Source organism: Sulfurovum iocasae, assembly GCF_047716765.1.
GTDB lineage: Bacteria > Campylobacterota > Campylobacteria > Campylobacterales > Sulfurovaceae > Sulfurovum.
Window position 1 is genome coordinate 925,259 of record NZ_CP180410.1, and the last position, 18,765, is coordinate 944,023.

The window sequence follows — 18,765 nt, forward strand, 5'->3', positions numbered from 1 at the left end:
TGCCTCCGGCTTTGCCGGAGGTTTATGACTAGCGAATGATAAAAGCACTCTTCATTTTTCAGAGTTGACTTATTTTTCATTCAGAAGGTTCAGTTAAAAATTCTTCAATTTTTTTCATTTGTTTATTATAAATACATTTTTCCAAAATTAAATCATTATTTATCCTATTGATTCGTTCTATAGAATGATCATCTAAGTCCAAAATCTCATCTAATTTGTCAATAAATTCTTTTTTGGTATTAAAAAGATATCCATTGACACTGTCTAAAATCCAACTTCGATTTGAAATAATGTTGGAAACTAAAGGTACTGCATCATTTTGCATTGCTTCCATAAGTGATAAAGAAGTACCATCAGATTTTGTAGCACTAATATATATTTTTGTTGTACTGATCATCGTCATCATTTTTTCATGAGATACATGTTGATAAAACTTTATAAATTGATATTCTTTTTTTAACTTATCCAGTTTTGTATTATCTATATGAGGCAATACAAAAACTATATTTAAACCATCATGTTGATACTTCTTTAATGAATTAAGTAAAAAATCTATTTTAGAGTTGTTAACGTAATTTCTGTTTGATAATATATCAATATCTTTTTTTAAGCTTTTTTTTTCGATATCAATTCCATATTGCCCAACAAATACTTTTTCTAAATCTATACCGAAATCGTTTAATTTGTCATTTATCTGATCTGAAACTGCATAGATTTTGTCACTTTTATTTAATAGGTACTTATTAACTGAATTAAATATCAATGGTATTGGAGGGTCTAAAACATCAGTTCCATGACAAACAACACTAAACCTACAATCTATACCAGAATATTTTTTAGCGATCAAAGATACTAGCCCCATACTATAACTAAAATGAGCATTCATAATATCTGGTTTTATTTTTTTTATTATTTTTGTTAATTTTGGAATTCCAAAAATATAGTGATAATTAATTTTAGATACTTTCGTTTCCCTTTTTCCTAAATAATAGATATTTTGACACTTTGTATTATTAATAGGTGCAAAAGTTGCTAAATGAACATCATAACCTTTACTAATAAAATAATCAATCCATTTTGCAGTATGTATAAACCTTGCGTCAGCTATAAATAATAGTTTTTTATATTGCATTTAAATCCTATTAAAATTAATCAGTATATTTTTCTCAAAAGTAAAAAAGAGACGAAAAAAATTCAACCAAACTATACTTTATAAAGAGTAAAATTAATTATACCTTCAATTGGCTATATAAAAAGTTAACACAAGATTCGAATATAGAAAATAGCAAAAATTAAATTTAAATTAGAAATACAATTGGTAAAATACAGTAGTAAAAATGTAATTTTTTGATTTGAAGAGGTTAAATGTTATCTTTAACTGACCAAAGAAAGGTTCAGCGAGTGATTGAGGAAGTCTTTATATATTAAAATAATACTTGTTAACATTGTTGTTATCTTTTATTTTTTGTGCTGAATGAAATCTTGGATACCATGGTGTGAAAGTTGAGTTAATATATCAAAATCTAAACTTTTAGAGATATTATTTATAAAAAATTTATAAAGGAGATGATTTTATGAAAATACTATTTATAACTGATAATTTTCCACCAGAAGTCAATGCACCAGCGACACGTACTTATGAGCATTGTATGGAGTGGATAAAACAAGGTGTTGAAGTGACAATTATTACATGTGCTCCAAATTTTCCACATGGTAACATATATGCTGGCTATAAAAATAAATCTTATCAAAAAGAACAGCTAGATGGTATTGAAGTAATACGTGTATGGAGCTATATCACTACCAATAGTGGGTTTGCGAAAAGAGTGGTAGATTATTTTAGTTTTGCGTTTATGGCATTTTGGGTGGGCTTGTTTCAGAAGCATGATATTGTCATCGCTACATCACCACAATTTTTTACTACTTGGGCAGCCTGGGGTATCTCTAAGATTCGGAGAAAACCGTGGGTTTTTGAGCTAAGAGATCTTTGGCCCGAGTCTATACGGACTGTAGGAGCTATGAAGCATGAACGTGCACTTGATTGGCTGGAAAAAATAGAATTGGGACTTTATAAGGATGCAGACAAAGTAATAGCTGTAACAGAGGCTTTTAAAAGTAATCTTATACAACGTGGAATATCTCCAGAGAAGATCGATGTAGTTACGAATGGTTCAAATATAGATCTATTTTTTCCTCGTGAAAAAGACTATGGCCTATTGCAGTCGTTAAATTTGGAAAATAAGTTTATCATTGGCTATATTGGAACTCATGGAATGGCACATAGTTTAGACTTTATTGTGCAGTCCATTTCTAAGATTGACGATGAAAATATACATTTTTTATTTATTGGTGATGGATCTATGAAGAGTAAGATCATTGAAATGGCTTCTAGATTATCACTAAAAAATATTACATTTTTGGATCCTGTTATTAAAGATGAAGTCCCAAGATATCTATCAATTATCGATGTGTCATTGGCTCCTTTGATTAAATCAGATACATTTAAAACAGTGATACCATCCAAAATTTTTGAGGCATCAGCTATGCAAAAACCGATATTACTTGGTGTGGAAGGACAGGCACAGGAGATAATCGAGCATTATGGTGCAGGATTGTGCTTTGAACCTGAAAATGAAAAAGATTTTCTTGCTAAAGTAAATCTATTAAAAAATGATCAAGAAGTTTATGATAATTGTAAAGAAAGATGCAGTCATCTGGCTATAGATTATGACCGTAAAAAATTGGCAATTAAGTTTCTTACATTATTATGGCAGTTCACCAATTCTAACAATAAGTGCAATTTCTGAGTAGTAGTGTGAAAGTAAGGGTTAATCTATCATAGGTGATTCTTTTTTCACCACAAATCCAGAAAAACACTATGAAATACAAACAATTAACCCTGAAAGAAAGATACCATATTTCAACTTTATTGAAACGTGGAAGTAGTCAAAAAAAGATAGTAGAATCTATTGGAGTGCATCCCTCAACAATATGTCGAGAAATCAAACGTAATAGTGATGAGATCAGTAAAGAATATAGCTATGATTTTGCGCATAGTACTTCAGAAGATAGACAACACAGTAAAGTAAAATATACAGTTCTAAACTCCAAGATAAAAGCCTACATTAAATCCAAACTCAAAGAGGATTGGTTACCAGAGTAGATGGCAGGTAGAATGAAGATAGACAACGGATTTAGTGTATGCCACGAAACTATTTACCGCTATATCTACTACAATAAATTAAGAGGTGGGAGACTCTATAAATACCTGAGACACAAGAATAAAAAAGTATCACAATAGAAGTAACAGCTATCAGCGTAGAAGAATCATCATCGATAGAGTCTCTATTGATAAGCATCCAAAGATCGTGGAGAAGAAGAACCGTATTGGTGACTTTGAGATAGATACAGTGATAGGTAGACATCATATTGGAGCACTGGTTACGGTTGTAGATCGTAAGTCAAAGTTCACGTTAATCAAAAAAGTTTCATCTAGGAAAGCTGAAGATGTAACCAAAGCTTTAGTTGAAATGTTAGACCCTATAAAAGAGATCACTAAAACCATTACAAGTGACAATGGTAAAGAATTTGGATATCACAAAGAAGTATCAGAGGCTTTAGATGCAGACTTCTATTTCGCACATCCTTATTCATCTTGGGAGAGAGGTTTGAATGAACATACAAACGGACTTATTCGTCAATATCTACCTAAGAAAACAGATTTTACACAAGTTTGTAAGGAGGAAATCATTCCTGAAAAAGAGTCCAGATTCAGGGAAGAGACCAGTATGTCAAAAAGACTACTCAGTCGCTTATGTTATTGAATTGTATATTACTCCCAGGTAAAACTATAATGTTTTAACCTGAAATAAGTATTTAAATTTTTTAAGGTAGCTGAAAAAAATACTTTGGGTTCCCAAAAATAAGGAATTCTTGGGTTTTTCTTAAGTCACTAGTTATCTTCTATCGCATTTTCTAGCGTAATAACTCTCGGATTGTTCGTAAACTTGTCAGCTGTAAATACCAAATCTTTATTGTAGATTTTAGCACAATTTGTATTGCTGGATAATGAATTTATGAAAGCTGAATGATTGGAGTTTATATATTTTTCTTCACTCCACTCAGATGACTCACCACATATGTCATTGTTTCTAAAATATGTTTCTTGCATGGAAGCCCCATTGAAAGCCAAAAAGGCGTAGTATTTATAGTGATTATTTACAAAACTGTTGTGTGACATGTCAGTATCTCTCATAGAGCTGAATTTAAGTGGATATCTTGTTCTTGTGCCTCCTCCGCAATCATAGATAAGATTATTTTTAATCACACTACCTATAAAGCCCTTATCAAACCCGGTTGAGGGGCCGTTTGAACCGATATTAATAGCAGTCTCACAATCAAAGAACACATTATTGATTATATGAATATTTTTAGGACTATAGTGACCTTGAATAGCAGATACACCGGGCCCGTATGACCCTGGTACATAATCAGGATGTTGTCTATATCCCCACATATAATTATTGGAGATAATCACTGGATTATTGGGATTGTCTGAACCGCATTTTATGTCTATTGCATTTTCCATATATGGCACATCTTTATAGAAGTGGTTAGAATCCACGATAGTACCTTCAGCGTTACCGTCTTGATAAGCTGTTCTGTAATTACTTACAGCTCCTCTAACAATCTGGAATCCGTCATTCTGGTTGTAAAACTCATTATTGATAACTTTTGTATTGTGGACTTGAAAATAGTTAGTACCCCAAGCTTGAATTTGAATACAAACTGAACCATCATATCCTGGGTCACGTTGATCCTCAAATCTACTGTTCTGTATTGTATTATTATGGGCATTATCACGTATAGAGACACTACTGCCTACATCTCTAGTATACATTCTATTTAGAATATTATAAGAAGCCCCTGTCTCCATTGTCACTACATACCCTCCATCGTTTATTATAGCACATCTATCAACTGTCCAATAAGAAGCTTTAAATTTTAATTTATAGTTGGCCAACTCACTGTCATTAAGTTTGCCCGGATGTGTATCATTTCCATTATTAAGAATAATATAACGTCTTTTTTCAGCTGTACCGTTTGCTGTTAATTTAATATTTCCAAGTGATTTGTAGTTTCCTGGAGAGACACAAAATATACGTTTACTGCTACTGTTAATCGTCTGCCAGTCTGCGTTGTTTCGAATAAACTGTACTTCTGGATTGTTCGCATCACACTTTGGAAGATTGACCGGTTCAAGATAAGAACTGATTTCTCCAGGAACTGTGCCTGGATCAGGGGGTTGTGTTGTGGTTTCGGCAAATAAGCCTTTTTCTGTCATCGTAAAATCAATTGCCATTAATACTGTTAATGGAAGTAGAAGTAGTAAAATCATTTTTTTCATACTGAATATCCTTTTTAACTTTTAGTTTTCAACCACATCACCAGAGGTGATTGCAGCGATAGTACCATTGTAGCTTGCACCATATTTGTTTTGGTAATCATAAGCAGTGAGTTCAAAACTCTCACCTGGGATTACTTTAAGTTCAAATATACCATTCTCATCGGTTGTAAGATCAGAGCTTACCCAGTTTTCTCCTACACCATAAACTCTTACATTACCAATAGGTGATCCATTTTCATCAATGATTCGTCCAAGGTAAATACCAGGGTCTTCCTCAAGTGGCCTGTTCACACTCCAGGTTCCAAGATGTGAGATATCACCTTTATAGGTACCATCTTCCTGTAACTCAGCATACCCTTCTTCAAACCACAATCCCTGATCATAGTCATAATACCATAAAGGAAGAGTATTTGGCTTTTCCAAAGAAGAAACCTTATCAAATCTGAGTGCTACTGTTTCACCCTCAGCAAGACGCAGTCTGTCCCCGTTACTGTCTTCAAGTAATATACTGATCAGACCATAAGTATCAAACTGTACCAGTGTACCATTGCTGTTTATTCCTTTAAAAGCACCCGGGAAAGCTGCTTTTCCTTCGTCAGAAGTAATATCAAAGTATATTAATTCTGCTGTATTTGTTCCGCTATACGGTTTTCCATTTATATCACTATAGGATACAGAAGCATCTATCATGATATGGGTACCGTCAATTTCATCACTGCTATTATAATCCCATTGGTAATTATTTGTATGCATAGCATACTCCAGATAGTTGGAAGAAGTTGTATTGTCTCCCGATAATGCTTTAAGTTGGATCTGGGTACTGCCGAGGAGATATCCTTCTTTTTCAAAGTTAACTACTGCTGCTTCTTCTACCATAAGATCAGAAAAAGTATAGAAGCCATTTTCATCCGTTGTCGTAGTAGCTTCACCGAGACTTACTTTGACATTTACCAGACCATTTCCTGTACTGCTGTCTTTGACTTGTCCGCTGTGAATAGCCTTAGCAGTTGGAGCTGAAGTAGAAGTTGAAGTTGCTCCTGTAGAAGAAGTTGAAGTTGCTCCTGTAGAAGTTGAAGAACCTCCACCACACCCCGCAAGTAGTGTTGCTAAAGAGAGTATTAATATGCTTTGTTTTATATGCATTGTTATCCTTAAATTTTATAGGTAATATTTGTGCGATGTAATAGTATTTAATTACCATTACCACAATATTACCTACGATATGTTTTGTGTTTAAATAAGTTATGTAATAAAGATATATAGGAGGAAAATTGCTTATAAAAATTGTAATTTATTTATATCATATTTGTAAAAGATACATTGATGGTAAATAAATGCAACCCAGCTATCTTCTTTTCAAGAGACCTGAAGCTTTCCGTCCCTGCTTCACAACAGGTTTGGCCTAATATTTTTATTGTTTAAATTATTTTAAATTATGCTTGTCCTTACAAATATAATTTGTGTAATAGGATTATAATTAAACTCTATTACCTTTGTATTACCTAGATTAGGTTTTTTGGTTAAATGATCTAATTATTTTAATAATAAAAATACAGATAAGATAATCAGGAGAGGAGGCCAGCTTATAAAAATTGTAATTTATTTATAAAACACATCCATAAAAGATATGTCCAGGATAAATAAATGCAACCCAGCTATCTTTTTTCAAAGACCTGAAGCTTTCCGTCCCTGCTTCACAACAGGTTTGGCCTAATATTCTTATTGCTCAAAATTATGACTAAAATATATTTTAAATCATAGCTTAATAGCAGTCTGACATAGTTTTCCTGAAAATAATATAAAAGTTAGTGAATATATGTGAATAAATAGTAAGTTTTATGCTATTTTCGATATAGTTAAAATAATTTATATTATCAGTTAAGGAAAGAAGATGATGAAATCGTGTAGTATATTGCCGCTCTCCTATGCTGCCATTTTAGGTAGAACAGTTCAATGTTATTTGCAGAAATACAAAGGCAGCTTTGAATGAGAGAGTTGATATTTCTGACTTTGGCTAACAATCTGCCCCGACTAAAGATTTCGGATAAAATAAGATTTAGGTTATTGCGTCTGGCAGGGATGAAGATAAACGGAAGATGCATGATACTGTCTCCGCTTAGAATTAGTCCAATCGGAGGAGCCAAAAATATTGATATAAGAAGAGGAGCGTTCATAAACATGGATGTCCGTTTTGGAGTACCAGATGGCCAAGTGATTATTGGAAAAAATGCACTTATCGGAGCACGGGTGTCATTTGAGACTGTAAGTCATCCAACAAACTATACTCCAGGAAAAATGAGAACAAGAACCACGGGCTCGATAGTGGTTGAAGATGATGTATGGATCGGTGCCGGGGCGATTATCATTCAAGGGGTCACGATCCATCGCGGTGCGATTGTTGCTGCTGGTTCAGTAGTGACTAAAGATGTTGAGGCTAATACCATTGTGGGCGGTGTTCCTGCCAAGTTTATTAAGAATGTCGAGGTCAATGATAGCAATTAGGCCTTAATTAAAATCTTATCCAGATTGATTTTTTTATATTGATTTCGCTGCTCTTTTAAGTGCAGTTCAATGTTGTTTGGTGTCACGAATACTCCAAAACCCTCATAACCCTTAAAGACAGTGTCTCTAAATAATTTTGCCATCACCTCTTTAGTCTGTTCTATCCTGAGGTGAGATGAATCCCAATAATTGTTTTTATTGCTTGTAATTGGATTGGCACCGGTAAAATCCATATAATCGGTAATTTTTACGAGATCTCTTTTAAATCGCTCAAACTCATCAAGCAATCCGGCCTCTTTTATGGCATGGAAATGCTCAACATACAGCGGTGAGATATAAACGTATAGATTAATATCGTTTATTTTGCAATACTCCACGATTTTTTTAACCAGCGTCATGAAATCGTCTGAATATTCATAATTTGAGTAGATGCCCTTTTGGGGATCGAAATAAAGTTTTAGATGTTTGTTGATGTTTTTTTGTAAGTCAAATGTTCCCTTTTCATATGCTTCTATATAATTGGAATACTCACGCATACCGTTCGGATAAAAATGGAGTTTCTTCTTGGCGGTGCCGGAAAGATTTTTTTTGATTACCTCCATGGATTTTTTTAAAGTATCAGTATTGAGGTAGAGGTCAATATTGCTGAAGTGTTCATAAGCGCGAACTTTCTCTTTTAATTCGACATAATCCCGGTTAAGTTTCAGGTTTTTGTTGAATGATAAAAAATCGACTGCAAAAATCAGATTTTTGACATCATTGTAGTTAACTGCATACATAAAGGCATCAAATTGGATCGGCATGACCGGGGTGGGCTGATCCATATTGAAAGTTTTGCCTCCGAGGTAGTGCTCAACTACATGATTATCCATTACACCTATCTTTGATGAGCCTAGCATTAGATTGGTCCATTCATGTTTAACGAGCTGAGGCATTTTGTATTTAATAGTAAAACCGGCATTGCTCTCTTTAATACTGTTAAACTTTTTGATTATGACTAATTGGTTGAAACCATACGGATCAACTATATAATTAAAGAGACCAACCAAAGGAATGATAAGAACAAGTACAAACCATATTTTGATCCATTTTACAACGCTCATTATAACCCCTTTTAAAAATTAAAATACAAAAATTCTGAAAATTTGTTCATCGACAAAACAGCCGTGACAAATAAGAGCGCCGAGAAACAGACGGAAATGGCAGAAATCCTGAGACTGTTTATTTGCTGTACAGAGTTTCTAAATAACAGTGTCAGCACAAATCCGAATCCAAGCCAGATAGGAGTATAGGGTGTTGCTTGAACAGCATTGAGGAATCCCCCAAACTTCACACCATACCGCTCAAGAAAAGCCAGTTTATCAGTTAAAGCAGCAGGAAGCATTATGGTACCAAAGAACATCCCATCCAACACCTTTAAGGCATCATCCCATTCTTTTGCACGAAAGAAGACCCAGGTCATATTGACAAAGTTAAAAGTGATAAACCAGGCCAGAAGCACAGGCATCTTAAGCCCAAGCTTCTGCCAGGCCCTGTGCATCATCAGTGCCACTCCATGCAAAGCACCCCAGAAAACAAAGGTCCATCCCGCACCGTGCCAGATCCCTCCGATCAAAAAGGTGGCAAAGAGATTAAAATAGGTCCTTGTTTCACCTTTTCTATTGCCTCCAAGCGGGATATAGACATAATCTTTCAAAAACCTTGAGAGCGTCATATGCCATCTTCGCCAAAAATCCTGTATGGAGAGTGCCTTATAGGGTGAATTGAAGTTGATTGGCAGTCTGATATTGAAAAGCAGGGCTATACCGATCGCCATATCGGTATAGCCGCTGAAATCAAAATAGAGCTGAAAGGTATAGCTCAGTGATGTTACCCAGGCCTCAAGCATATTGAGTTTTTCCGCTACATCAAACCCATTGGTCGCCCATACAGCAAAGGTATCTGCAATGACCACTTTTTTAAACAACCCGATAGAGAAGATAAATAGACCAAGTGCGATATTGTGATAGTCTTTAACCTTGTTGCGTACTCTGGCAAACTGAGGCATCATCTCGGTATGATGCACGATAGGCCCGGCTATGAGCTGAGGGAAGAAGGTAACAAATACGGCATAGTTTAGAAAGTCATACTCTTTTGTTTCTCTTCTATAGCTATCAACCAGATAGGCGATCTGCTGGAACGTATAGAAGCTGATAGCCAGGGGCAGGGCAAGATGTAAAAGAGAGACATCTGCACTAAAAACTGTATTGAAATTGGCGATAAAAAAGTCTGAGTATTTGAAATACCCCAGCATACTCAGGTTAAAGACGATCCCTATACCCAAAAGTGCTTTTTTGGAACAGCATTTTTTTCTCTGTTCATACCCGGAAAGCTGTTTGCCGACTACATAGTTAAAAAGCATTGAAATAAGTATCAGCGGAAGATAGGCTATGTTCCACCAGCTGTAGAAAAAGAGAGAGGCAAAGGCCAGAAAACCTTTACTTGCGTCTGTCAGCCGTTTTTGATTGAGATAGAAATAGATGAAGAAGGTGATTGGTAAAAAGAGAAAAATGAACTCGTATGAATTGAACAACAATGTTTTATGGCCTTGTAATTTAATTCAAATATAATAGCTAATATATAGTTAATTTTTCCAAAAATAAAACCACTATTTAATATACACTTTTTATATAATACATACTTAATTGATTATTGGATAGTATTACATATATTTTTTTCAAAAAAACTTTGAAGGACAGTATATGAAACTAGGAATGATGCAGCCATATTTTTTATCCTACATCGGATACTTTCAATTGATTCAATTGGTAGATGTTTATGTTGTTGCGGATGATTTGAATTTTATCAAGAATAGCTATATTAAGAAAAACAGCATCTTGGATAATGGTGCTCCAGCTTTGATCTCACTGGAGCTTATCGGTGCCAGTCAAAACAAACTGATCAATGAGATAGAGGTCGGGAATAATATGGATAAGCTTTTGACAGCTATACAGAGAAGGTATGCCAAAGCACCATACTTCAAAGATGTTTTTCCACTACTGCAAACTATTTTATCAAGTAAGGAAAAAAACCTTGCCAGATTTCTAGGATACTCTTTAATGAAGATATCCAGCTATCTTGGTATGCAGACAAAATTTCTTTACTCCAGTGAGATTGAAAAAAATAATGATCTGAAATTTGATGCACGAATTATGGATATCTGCAAAAGAGTAGGTGCGGATCACTATATTAATGCGATAGGCGGAAAAGAGCTGTATAGCAAGGATAAATTTGCTACAGAAGGTATTAAACTGAGTTTTATTGATACTAAAGACATAGAGTACAAGCAGTTTGATAAGGAGTTTGTTCCTAACCTGTCCATTATCGATGTAATGATGTTCAATTCAAAAGAAGAGACCAGAGAGCTTCTTCAGAGATATGAGCTGGTTTAAAAATAGCAAAGAGGATGCAATGTATAAAGAAGAGAAAAACAGGACCAAAAGTTTCAAAAGAAATGCGACTCTTGAAGAGTTTTTGATTGAAATAAACGATAATATGTATGAATCTGAGAAAAAACTTCTTGAGAAAAAGGTGCCTGAGTTCCCAATAGTATTTATTATGGGACCATTAAGGTCTGGTTCCACACTCATAACACAGTGGTTGGCAAACAGCGGTATTGCCGCTTATCCTACAAACTTGATGTCCCGTTTTTACAAAGCTCCGATCATGGGTGCCAAGATCCAAATGCTATTAACTGATGAGCGCTATAACTTTCGAAATGAGATCAAAGATTTTAATTCCGAAGTCAATTTTTCATCAGAAAACGGAAAAACAAAAGGGGCACTGGCTCCAAATGAGTTTTGGTATTTCTGGAGAAAGTTTTTGCCAGATACTGAAAGGGACTATTGGATCAATGAAGAACTGTTTGAAAAAGCAGATATACAAATGATGCTGAGTGAATTTGCAGGCATTACTGATGTCTTTCAAAAGCCTTTCGCACTTAAAGGGATGAACCTGAACTATAACATCGCTTTTTTAAATAAGGTGTTTGATAAAGCTATCTTTATCCACACAAAGCGTGATCCACTGACCAATATTGCATCCATATTGAAAGCCCGAGAGAGACAGCTTGGAAGTATTGATAACTGGTACTCGTTCAAGATACCCGAGTATATTGACCTGATCAAACTCAACCCTTATGAGCAGGCTGCAGGACAGGTGCATTTTATCAATCAAGCTGTTGAAAATGGATTGAAAGACGTTCCTGAGCATAAAAAAATAACGATAAATTATGAGGATTTCTGTAGTGATCCAAAATATTTTTATGATGAACTGGTAGAAAAATTAAATATTCAGGGATATTCGACTGAGCAGCCATATAACGGTGAAAAATCTTTTTCATTGACCCGGAAAGAGATCACGGATGAAAGGATCATCAGTGCAAACAGGCAGTTTGAATTATGAATAGATCCAATCCCATTTTTGATCTGATAGGAAATACCCCACTGATTCCGATCAAAAACGAAAATATCATTGCCAAAGCCGAGTTTTTCAATCCCGGCGGCAGTATAAAGGACAGGGTTGCACTTGCTATGATAGAGGCTGCTGAGCGTGATGGAACATTGGAGCCCGGCATGAGGATCATTGAACCTACAAGCGGAAACACAGGCATCGGCATTACGCTGATAGGTATGGCAAAAGGGTATGAAGTCAGCATTGTCATGCCTGAGGGGATGAGTGAAGAGCGAAAAAAGATTATCAGGATATTTGGTGGAAACCTGATATTGACCCCTGATAGCGAAAGTGTTGCCGGTGCAGTTTGTAAAGCCAAAGAGATGGCAGAAAACCTGAATGCTTTTATGCCGCAGCAGTTTAAAAACCCTAACAATGCTCTGGCCCACTATGAGCATACTGGTCCTGAACTTTGGGAGCAATCAGGCAGAAAGATCGATGCTTTCGTCTCCGGTATTGGAAGTGGAGGGACGATTCAGGGTGTCGGCTCTTTTTTAAAAGAAAAAAACCCTGACATAATGATCGTAGCTGCAGAACCAAAAAATGTCTCTGCACTTCTCGGCCATGAACCGGGGTTGCACAAGATCCAGGGGATTGGTGACGGGTTTATCCCTGAAATTCTTGATGTATCATTGATAGACAGGGTAATAGAAGTGACAGATGATGACGCTATAGAGACAACACGAGGACTGGCGGCAAGCGACTCCCTATTGTGTGGCATTTCATCCGGTGCAAATATCTGGGCCGCAAGAGAGATCGCCAAAGAGCATCCGGAATGGATAATCGCAACGGTATTGCCGGACAGAGCTGAACGTTATTTCAGTACCGGTTTGCTTGATGAATAAAAGACAATAGAAAGTTGGGATGACATTGAAAGCAATACATGTAACGGGGACATATCTGTCTGAGAGACAAAAAAATATCAATCATATGTTGAAGAGATATTTGGAAGCAAGCACATCAGTAATATCAGCGCAGTAGTCTGAAAGTTACAAGAGAGGCTTGAAGGGTATCTTGGTGTCAAGAATTCACTACCGGTCTCCAGCAGTACAACAACTATAGATATACTCGGGAGCAATGCAAAGATGAATGGATTTGAAGCAGCTATATGCCTGTGCGTACTAGTTATAATCAAAGATTATATCAAAGTAAGGTATTTTATATGAGTTTTTTTAAAAAGAGAACAAAAGTATTTTGCATAGGGCAGAATAAAACCGGTACCACTTCAGTTGAACATGTTCTGAAGCAGCTTGTATACAAGATGGGCAACGAGGCTAGGCCGAGCTCCTTATTCATGATTGGGCAAAACAGGATTTTAGAAGCATTGTAAAGTTCTGTAAAAGTGCTGACGCTTTTCAGGATATCCCATTTAGCAATGATTTTACGTATGAAATACTTGATTATGTGTTTCCTGACTCTAAATTTATTCTGACGGTAAGAGACAGTAAAGACGAATGGTTCGAGTCAATGAAAAGATTCCATACTAAACTTATAGGCAAAGAGAGATTGCCTACAGCTGACGACCTTAAAGTATACCCTTACCGCTATAAAGGCTGGATGTGGGAAAACGTGCAGTTGAAATATGGCATTGATGAGACATCTCTGTATAATTATAAGATCTATACTGATCAGTATGAAAGACATAATCAAGCAGTGATAGAGTATTTTAAATATCGTCCGGATGATCTGCTGGTATTAAATCTGTCAGATGATGATGCCATGAAGGGCCTGTATGAATTTTTGGGTTTTAAATACGATGGTTCTGTCATACCACATTTAAACCAGTCGAAATAAGTTCAATATGGATGATCTGAAGTCAAAAGGTACCAAGGCATTTATCTGGGACTTTTTTGGAAAAATGGCCAAGCAGGGTATTATCTTGTTCCTTTTTAGGTAAAAAAGATATAATAATTTGATTTTGAATAAAGGGTGGTAATGTATAAAATTAGCCTGTCCCCATTTTTTAGAGAGTGGTATATGGAAAAATATGATGTTAAATAAATCAATAGAGTATAAAAATAAATTATCTGAGTATAGAAATGCTGTAAGTCCATTTGTTAAGTCAAATATATATGATAATACAGTGGAGTCATCATTTGAGGCATTGAATGATTGGTCATTATTTCATACACTTAATGAGGTAAAAAACTGGTTTACTTTAAAACAAGATGAGTCTGATATGGAAGTAATTGATATTCCATTAAATGAAACAAAAGGTTGGTGTATTGATGAAAAAACAGGAAATATTTATCATCAGTCAAAAGATTTTTTTATAATTCACGGTGTAAGGGTAAAAACAAAAAGCAGAGAAACTGGTACTGAGTGGGATCAGCCAATTTTAGAGCAAATTGGTTATGATGGAGGTCTTCTTGGTATCATTCGAAAACGATTTAATGGAGTTCCACATTATTTATGTGAAGCAAAAATGGAGCCTGGTAATTATGGAAAGGTTCAGATAAGTCCATCATTGCAAGCAACTTTTTCCAATCTAAATAAAGCGCATAAAGGGAGAAAGCCACATTTTGCTGACTATTTTGAAAATACAGATAAATATAATGGGTTTAATAAGATATTTGATGCTTGGTTGGCAGAAGATGGAGGGAGACTTCATCTAAAAAGAAATAGAGGTATATTAATAGAAGTACCAGAAGAATTTAATATTGAAATACCTAATGAAAATTTTATATGGCTAAGCTTATATCAAATTAAAGAATTATTAAAAGAAGATGCTTGGATTAACCCACATATTAGGGGGATTCTTGCTCATGTCTAAGAAAATAAATATTGGTGTATTGGGCTGTGCAAATATTGCAGAAAGGTTTATATTACCGGCGATTAATGAACTAGAGGAATATTTCGCACTCACGGGAGTTGCAAGCAGAGCAGAGGAGCAGGCAAATATTTTTGCAAATAAATTTAGTACAACAGCTTTCTTTGATTATGATAGTTTGTTGAATGATGAAAATATTGAAGCCACTTATATTCCTCTACCAAACAGCTTGCATTATAAATGGATAAAAAAATCCCTTCAAAAAGGCAAACATGTTTTAGTAGAGAAGTCAATGGCATGTACTTATGATGAAGTAGTAGAGTTAAATGATTTGGCAAAAGAAAAACAGCTTGTTCTTCTGGAGAATTTTCAATTCCGTTTTCATTCACAGCTTAAATATATAAAAGTGTTAGTTGATAGCGGTAAAATTGGTGAGCTTCGCAATATAAGAAGTTCATTTGGTTTTCCACCATTTACTGATGATAATAATATAAGATATAAAAAAGAGTTGGGAGGCGGTGCTTTGCTTGATACCGGTGCTTATCCTCTTAAAATTTCTCAAATATTTTTAGGTCAGGATCTTTTTGTTGATTCAGCATCTTTATTTGAAGATACTCATAAAGGTGTGGATATCTGGGGAAGTGCCTGTCTTAAGCAAAAGAGTGGGAAAGTCACCTCTCAAATAGCCTTTGGGTTTGACCATTATTATCAAAATAGCATAGAGCTATGGGGGAGTAAAGGTAAAATTTCTACTAATCGTATTTTCACGGCAGCACCTGGATTTGAACCGGTTATAGAATTAGAAACAGCGAATGGGCAAGAGCATGTAAAATTAGATTCTGACCATCATTTTAAAAATATGCTGCTACATTTTTATAATCAAATAAAAACTAAAGATAATGTAGAAAATGAATATACACAAAATATAAATCAAGCAAGACTTATTGAAGGGCTAAAGGATAAAGCCAATGGCAAATAAACCAATCTATGTAACTCAACCATCTCTTCCCCCTTTGGAAGAATATACAGAACTTTTACAAAGTGTATGGGAAAGCGGTATTCTTACCCATAATGGCCCTATGGTCCAAAGGCTAGAAAAGGAACTATGCAGTAAGTTACAAGTAGGTAACTTTACTGCAGTAACAAATGGGACCGTTGCCATACAAATGGCTATAAAAGCACTTGAGTTACAGGGAGAGATCATTACGACCCCTTTTAGCTGGATAGCAACAATAGGTGCCATTAAATGGGAAGGGTGTACTCCGGTTTTTTGTGATATTGATGCGGATACTTTAAATATGGATCCTGGTAAAATTGAAGCACTCATTACAGATAAAACTGTTGCCATTATGCCGGTACATGTTTTCGGTAATCCTTGCGATGTTGAAGCGATAGAAGCTATTGCTAAAAGGCATGGTTTAAAAGTGATTTATGATGCGGCACATGCTATAGGATCCACATACAAAAATAAAAGTTTACTTGAGCATGGAGATATTTCAGCCACAAGTTTGCATGGAACAAAGCTTCTAAATACCGCAGAAGGCGGCGGATGTATCACAACTAATCAAGAGTTGCATGAAAAATTAAAAAGAATTCGTTTTTTTGGACATGATGAAAAAAAAGATATAGTCGAAGATGGCTTTAATGGTAAAATGACAGAAGTGCATGCAGCACTGGGTTTAGCGAATTTAAAATATTATGAAGAAGTGCTAAAAGACAGAAAAGAAAAATATTTTTACTATAAAAAAGAACTTGTAGAAAATACTGCATTGACATTTCAGGCTATTAAACATGGTGAAACTAATTATTCATATTTTCCGGTGATTTTTGAGAACGAAGAAAAGCTCTTGGAAGCGGAAAATGCGCTAAATGATATCAATATTTATCCACGCAGGTATTTTTATCCATCATTAAATACATGTGAACATATTGTTGATTATGTAAAAATGCCTGTTTCTGAAGATATTTCAAAAAGAATTTTATGTTTACCTTTATATTGGAAATTGAATTATTCTGATATGGATAGGGTAATAGGAACTATTTTTGAGCAAGGCTATTAAGTTTACAAGTATATTGGCTTGTAACACGTATAATCAAAAAGATTTCCCCGAGGCTTGCATCGGTTGGAGTCAAGTTGAAGAGGCTGTGTGATATGATATAATATGAGCGATCATATATTCAAAAGTCACAATAAAACAGTATTGTTGTACCATTTGGTATTTCCAGCAAAATATCGAAGGAAAGTTTTTACAAAAGAAGTAGAAAATACATTAGTTCAAACATGTATTGAAATTTCAGAAAGATATGAAATAAACTTTATAGAAATTGGAAATGATGAAGATTATGTACACTTTCTAATACAAGGGATACCAAAAATGCCTGTTTCTAGGATAGTTCAAGTTATAAAAAGTATCACGGTACGTGAACTTTTTTTACAACATAAAGAAATTAAGAAAATGTTGTGGGGTAGTAATTTATGGACAAGTGGTTTTTATGCCAATACTGTTGGACAATATGCCCGTGAAGAGACAATAAATAACTATGTAAAGAATCAAGGAAAAGAATATAACAAGGTGCATGTAGGTCAGTTAAAATTTGATTTGTAAGCTAGAACTGAGATGATACCCCGCTGCAAGCAACGGGGTTGTCCATTAGATTGCAAGATGGTATTTGTGATTACAGCTTATGATGGAAGTGACTCAGGTGGCAAGGAAAAGATTAAATGGCCAAAAACAAGGGATGAGCTGACATGAAAAAGATACTCCATAGTTTCACAATTTTATATGATGAATTGACTGGTAAAAGTAGCCTATCTCAGAGGATATTTCCAGGCGGATTTTGTGTCTGCCCCTGTATCCGGGACTTGAGCTGGAAGCACAAAGGAAAATTGTGGATATCATTTTCAATGGCTGAAGATAGCATTTTCGAAGATTACATCAAAGTAAGGTATTTTATATGAGTTTTTTTAAAAAGAGAACAAAAGTATTTTGCATAGGGCAGAATAAAACCGGTACCACTTCAGTTGAACATATTCTGAAGCAGCTTGGATACAAGATGGGCAACCAGGCGAGGGCTGAACTTTTGATCAATGATTGGGCAAAACGTGATTTTAAAAAAATTGTAAAATTCTGCCGTAGTGCGGATGCCTTTGAGGATATTCCTTTCAGTAATGATTTTACGTATGAAATACTTGATTATGCGTTTCTTGACTCTAAATTTATTCTGACGCTCAGAAACAGTAAGGATAAATGGTTCGAGTCAATAAAAAAATTTCATACCAAACTTATAGGCAAAGAGGGACTGCCTACAGCTGATGACCTTAAAGCATACCCTTACCGATGTAAAGGCTGTATGTGGGAAAATATGCAGCTGAAATATGGCATCGATGAGACATCTCCATATGATTATAAGATCTATACTACTCAGTATGAGAGGCCCAATCAAGCAGTGATAGAGTATCCAAAATATCGTCCAGGTGATCTGCTGATGCTGAACCTGTCAGATGATAATGTAATGAAGAGCTTGTATAAATTTTTGGGCTTCAAATACGATGGTTCTGCTATGCTGTATTTGAACCAGTCAAAATAGGTGTATT

The 18,765-nt window shown here is 35.1% G+C and carries 18 protein-coding genes and 2 riboswitches; of the genes, 13 read left to right on the forward strand and 5 right to left on the reverse strand.

Annotation, left to right across the window (positions count from 1 at the left end):
• Positions 1-76 precede the first annotated feature (76 nt).
• Positions 77-1,132 (reverse strand): glycosyltransferase, encoded by a 1,056-nt coding sequence (locus tag ACLHDG_RS04575; RefSeq protein WP_415407810.1) that lies wholly within the window; start codon positions 1,130-1,132, stop codon positions 77-79.
• Between the two features lie 442 nt (positions 1,133-1,574).
• Between ACLHDG_RS04575 and ACLHDG_RS04580 the strand changes: the two genes are divergently transcribed.
• The 3 genes from ACLHDG_RS04580 to ACLHDG_RS04590 all read left to right on the forward strand — a co-directional run bounded on the left by ACLHDG_RS04580 (position 1,575) and on the right by ACLHDG_RS04590 (position 3,824).
• A complete protein-coding gene (locus ACLHDG_RS04580) occupies positions 1,575-2,807 on the forward strand; it encodes a glycosyltransferase family 4 protein (protein ID WP_415407811.1) in 1,233 nt (410 codons plus the stop codon).
• A gap of 71 nt (positions 2,808-2,878) precedes the next feature.
• A complete protein-coding gene (locus tag ACLHDG_RS04585; protein WP_415407812.1) occupies positions 2,879-3,163 on the forward strand; it encodes a transposase in 285 nt (94 codons plus the stop codon).
• Positions 3,164-3,332: 169 nt separating this feature from the next.
• A complete protein-coding gene (locus ACLHDG_RS04590) occupies positions 3,333-3,824 on the forward strand; it encodes an IS30 family transposase (RefSeq protein ID WP_415408326.1) in 492 nt (163 codons plus the stop codon).
• Positions 3,825-3,952: 128 nt separating this feature from the next.
• Here the strand turns inward: ACLHDG_RS04590 and ACLHDG_RS04595 are convergent, their stop codons facing one another.
• Positions 3,953-5,362: a hypothetical protein gene (locus tag ACLHDG_RS04595; protein ID WP_415407813.1), complete on the reverse strand. Its 1,410-nt coding sequence runs from the start codon at positions 5,360-5,362 to the stop codon at positions 3,953-3,955.
• Between the two features lie 66 nt (positions 5,363-5,428).
• Positions 5,429-6,550, reverse strand: coding sequence for a carboxypeptidase regulatory-like domain-containing protein (locus ACLHDG_RS04600; protein WP_415407814.1), 1,122 nt, complete (start codon positions 6,548-6,550; stop codon positions 5,429-5,431).
• Positions 6,551-6,739: 189 nt separating this feature from the next.
• Positions 6,740-6,819: riboswitch (cyclic di-GMP riboswitch) on the reverse strand.
• A gap of 230 nt (positions 6,820-7,049) precedes the next feature.
• A riboswitch (cyclic di-GMP riboswitch) is annotated at positions 7,050-7,127 on the reverse strand.
• Between the two features lie 266 nt (positions 7,128-7,393).
• Here ACLHDG_RS04600 and ACLHDG_RS04605 point away from each other — a divergent pair.
• The gene (locus ACLHDG_RS04605) at positions 7,394-7,909 is read left to right on the forward strand and encodes an acyltransferase (protein WP_415407815.1); all 516 of its coding nucleotides are present in this window, start codon (positions 7,394-7,396) and stop codon (positions 7,907-7,909) included.
• Here the strand turns inward: ACLHDG_RS04605 and ACLHDG_RS04610 are convergent.
• The gene (locus ACLHDG_RS04610; RefSeq protein WP_415407816.1) at positions 7,906-9,012 is read right to left on the reverse strand and encodes a hypothetical protein; all 1,107 of its coding nucleotides are present in this window, start codon (positions 9,010-9,012) and stop codon (positions 7,906-7,908) included. The genes ACLHDG_RS04605 and ACLHDG_RS04610 overlap by 4 nt on opposite strands.
• A gap of 11 nt (positions 9,013-9,023) precedes the next feature.
• Positions 9,024-10,484 (reverse strand): MBOAT family O-acyltransferase, encoded by a 1,461-nt coding sequence (locus tag ACLHDG_RS04615; RefSeq protein ID WP_415407817.1) that lies wholly within the window; start codon positions 10,482-10,484, stop codon positions 9,024-9,026.
• 166 nt (positions 10,485-10,650) lie between these two features.
• Between ACLHDG_RS04615 and ACLHDG_RS04620 the strand changes: the two genes are divergently transcribed.
• The 9 genes from ACLHDG_RS04620 to ACLHDG_RS04660 all read left to right on the forward strand — a co-directional run bounded on the left by ACLHDG_RS04620 (position 10,651) and on the right by ACLHDG_RS04660 (position 18,758).
• Positions 10,651-11,340 carry a WbqC family protein gene (locus tag ACLHDG_RS04620; RefSeq protein WP_415407818.1) on the forward strand — a complete coding sequence of 230 codons (690 nt, stop codon included), beginning with the start codon at positions 10,651-10,653 and terminating at the stop codon, positions 11,338-11,340.
• A complete protein-coding gene (locus ACLHDG_RS04625; RefSeq protein ID WP_415407819.1) occupies positions 11,327-12,352 on the forward strand; it encodes a sulfotransferase in 1,026 nt (341 codons plus the stop codon). Before ACLHDG_RS04620 ends, ACLHDG_RS04625 begins: the two co-directional genes overlap by 14 nt.
• Positions 12,349-13,245, forward strand: a complete 897-nt coding sequence (gene cysK, locus ACLHDG_RS04630) for a cysteine synthase A (RefSeq protein WP_415407820.1) — start codon at positions 12,349-12,351, stop codon at positions 13,243-13,245. Before ACLHDG_RS04625 ends, cysK begins: the two co-directional genes overlap by 4 nt.
• Positions 13,246-13,723: 478 nt before the next feature.
• Complete coding sequence (locus tag ACLHDG_RS04635) at positions 13,724-14,194, forward strand: sulfotransferase (RefSeq protein WP_415408327.1); 471 nt, start codon at positions 13,724-13,726, stop codon at positions 14,192-14,194.
• A 196-nt stretch (positions 14,195-14,390) separates the two neighbouring features.
• Positions 14,391-15,173, forward strand: a complete 783-nt coding sequence (locus ACLHDG_RS04640; protein WP_415407821.1) for an NDP-hexose 2,3-dehydratase family protein — start codon at positions 14,391-14,393, stop codon at positions 15,171-15,173.
• Positions 15,166-16,149 (forward strand): Gfo/Idh/MocA family protein, encoded by a 984-nt coding sequence (locus ACLHDG_RS04645; RefSeq protein ID WP_415407822.1) that lies wholly within the window; start codon positions 15,166-15,168, stop codon positions 16,147-16,149. The genes ACLHDG_RS04640 and ACLHDG_RS04645 overlap by 8 nt, the downstream gene beginning before the upstream one ends.
• A complete protein-coding gene (locus ACLHDG_RS04650; RefSeq protein WP_415407823.1) occupies positions 16,139-17,230 on the forward strand; it encodes a DegT/DnrJ/EryC1/StrS family aminotransferase in 1,092 nt (363 codons plus the stop codon). The genes ACLHDG_RS04645 and ACLHDG_RS04650 overlap by 11 nt, the downstream gene beginning before the upstream one ends.
• A gap of 102 nt (positions 17,231-17,332) precedes the next feature.
• The gene (gene tnpA, locus ACLHDG_RS04655) at positions 17,333-17,776 is read left to right on the forward strand and encodes an IS200/IS605 family transposase (RefSeq protein WP_415407824.1); all 444 of its coding nucleotides are present in this window, start codon (positions 17,333-17,335) and stop codon (positions 17,774-17,776) included.
• A 349-nt stretch (positions 17,777-18,125) separates the two neighbouring features.
• The gene (locus ACLHDG_RS04660) at positions 18,126-18,758 is read left to right on the forward strand and encodes a sulfotransferase (RefSeq protein ID WP_415407825.1); all 633 of its coding nucleotides are present in this window, start codon (positions 18,126-18,128) and stop codon (positions 18,756-18,758) included.
• Positions 18,759-18,765 lie beyond the last annotated feature (7 nt).

Coding starts and splice junctions, on each gene's coding strand:
- ACLHDG_RS04610 (WP_415407816.1), bottom strand. CDS start 9,012: ATGAGCGTTGTAAAATGGATCAAAATATGGTTTGTACTTGTTCTTATC.
- ACLHDG_RS04585 (WP_415407812.1), top strand. CDS start 2,879: ATGAAATACAAACAATTAACCCTGAAAGAAAGATACCATATTTCAACT.
- ACLHDG_RS04660 (WP_415407825.1), top strand. CDS start 18,126: ATGAGTTTTTTTAAAAAGAGAACAAAAGTATTTTGCATAGGGCAGAAT.
- ACLHDG_RS04605 (WP_415407815.1), top strand. CDS start 7,394: ATGAGAGAGTTGATATTTCTGACTTTGGCTAACAATCTGCCCCGACTA.
- ACLHDG_RS04575 (WP_415407810.1), bottom strand. CDS start 1,132: ATGCAATATAAAAAACTATTATTTATAGCTGACGCAAGGTTTATACAT.
- ACLHDG_RS04620 (WP_415407818.1), top strand. CDS start 10,651: ATGAAACTAGGAATGATGCAGCCATATTTTTTATCCTACATCGGATAC.
- ACLHDG_RS04580 (WP_415407811.1), top strand. CDS start 1,575: ATGAAAATACTATTTATAACTGATAATTTTCCACCAGAAGTCAATGCA.
- ACLHDG_RS04645 (WP_415407822.1), top strand. CDS start 15,166: ATGTCTAAGAAAATAAATATTGGTGTATTGGGCTGTGCAAATATTGCA.
- cysK (WP_415407820.1), top strand. CDS start 12,349: ATGAATAGATCCAATCCCATTTTTGATCTGATAGGAAATACCCCACTG.
- ACLHDG_RS04650 (WP_415407823.1), top strand. CDS start 16,139: ATGGCAAATAAACCAATCTATGTAACTCAACCATCTCTTCCCCCTTTG.
- ACLHDG_RS04640 (WP_415407821.1), top strand. CDS start 14,391: ATGTTAAATAAATCAATAGAGTATAAAAATAAATTATCTGAGTATAGA.
- ACLHDG_RS04595 (WP_415407813.1), bottom strand. CDS start 5,362: ATGGCAATTGATTTTACGATGACAGAAAAAGGCTTATTTGCCGAAACC.
- tnpA (WP_415407824.1), top strand. CDS start 17,333: ATGAGCGATCATATATTCAAAAGTCACAATAAAACAGTATTGTTGTAC.
- ACLHDG_RS04600 (WP_415407814.1), bottom strand. CDS start 6,550: ATGCATATAAAACAAAGCATATTAATACTCTCTTTAGCAACACTACTT.
- ACLHDG_RS04625 (WP_415407819.1), top strand. CDS start 11,327: ATGAGCTGGTTTAAAAATAGCAAAGAGGATGCAATGTATAAAGAAGAG.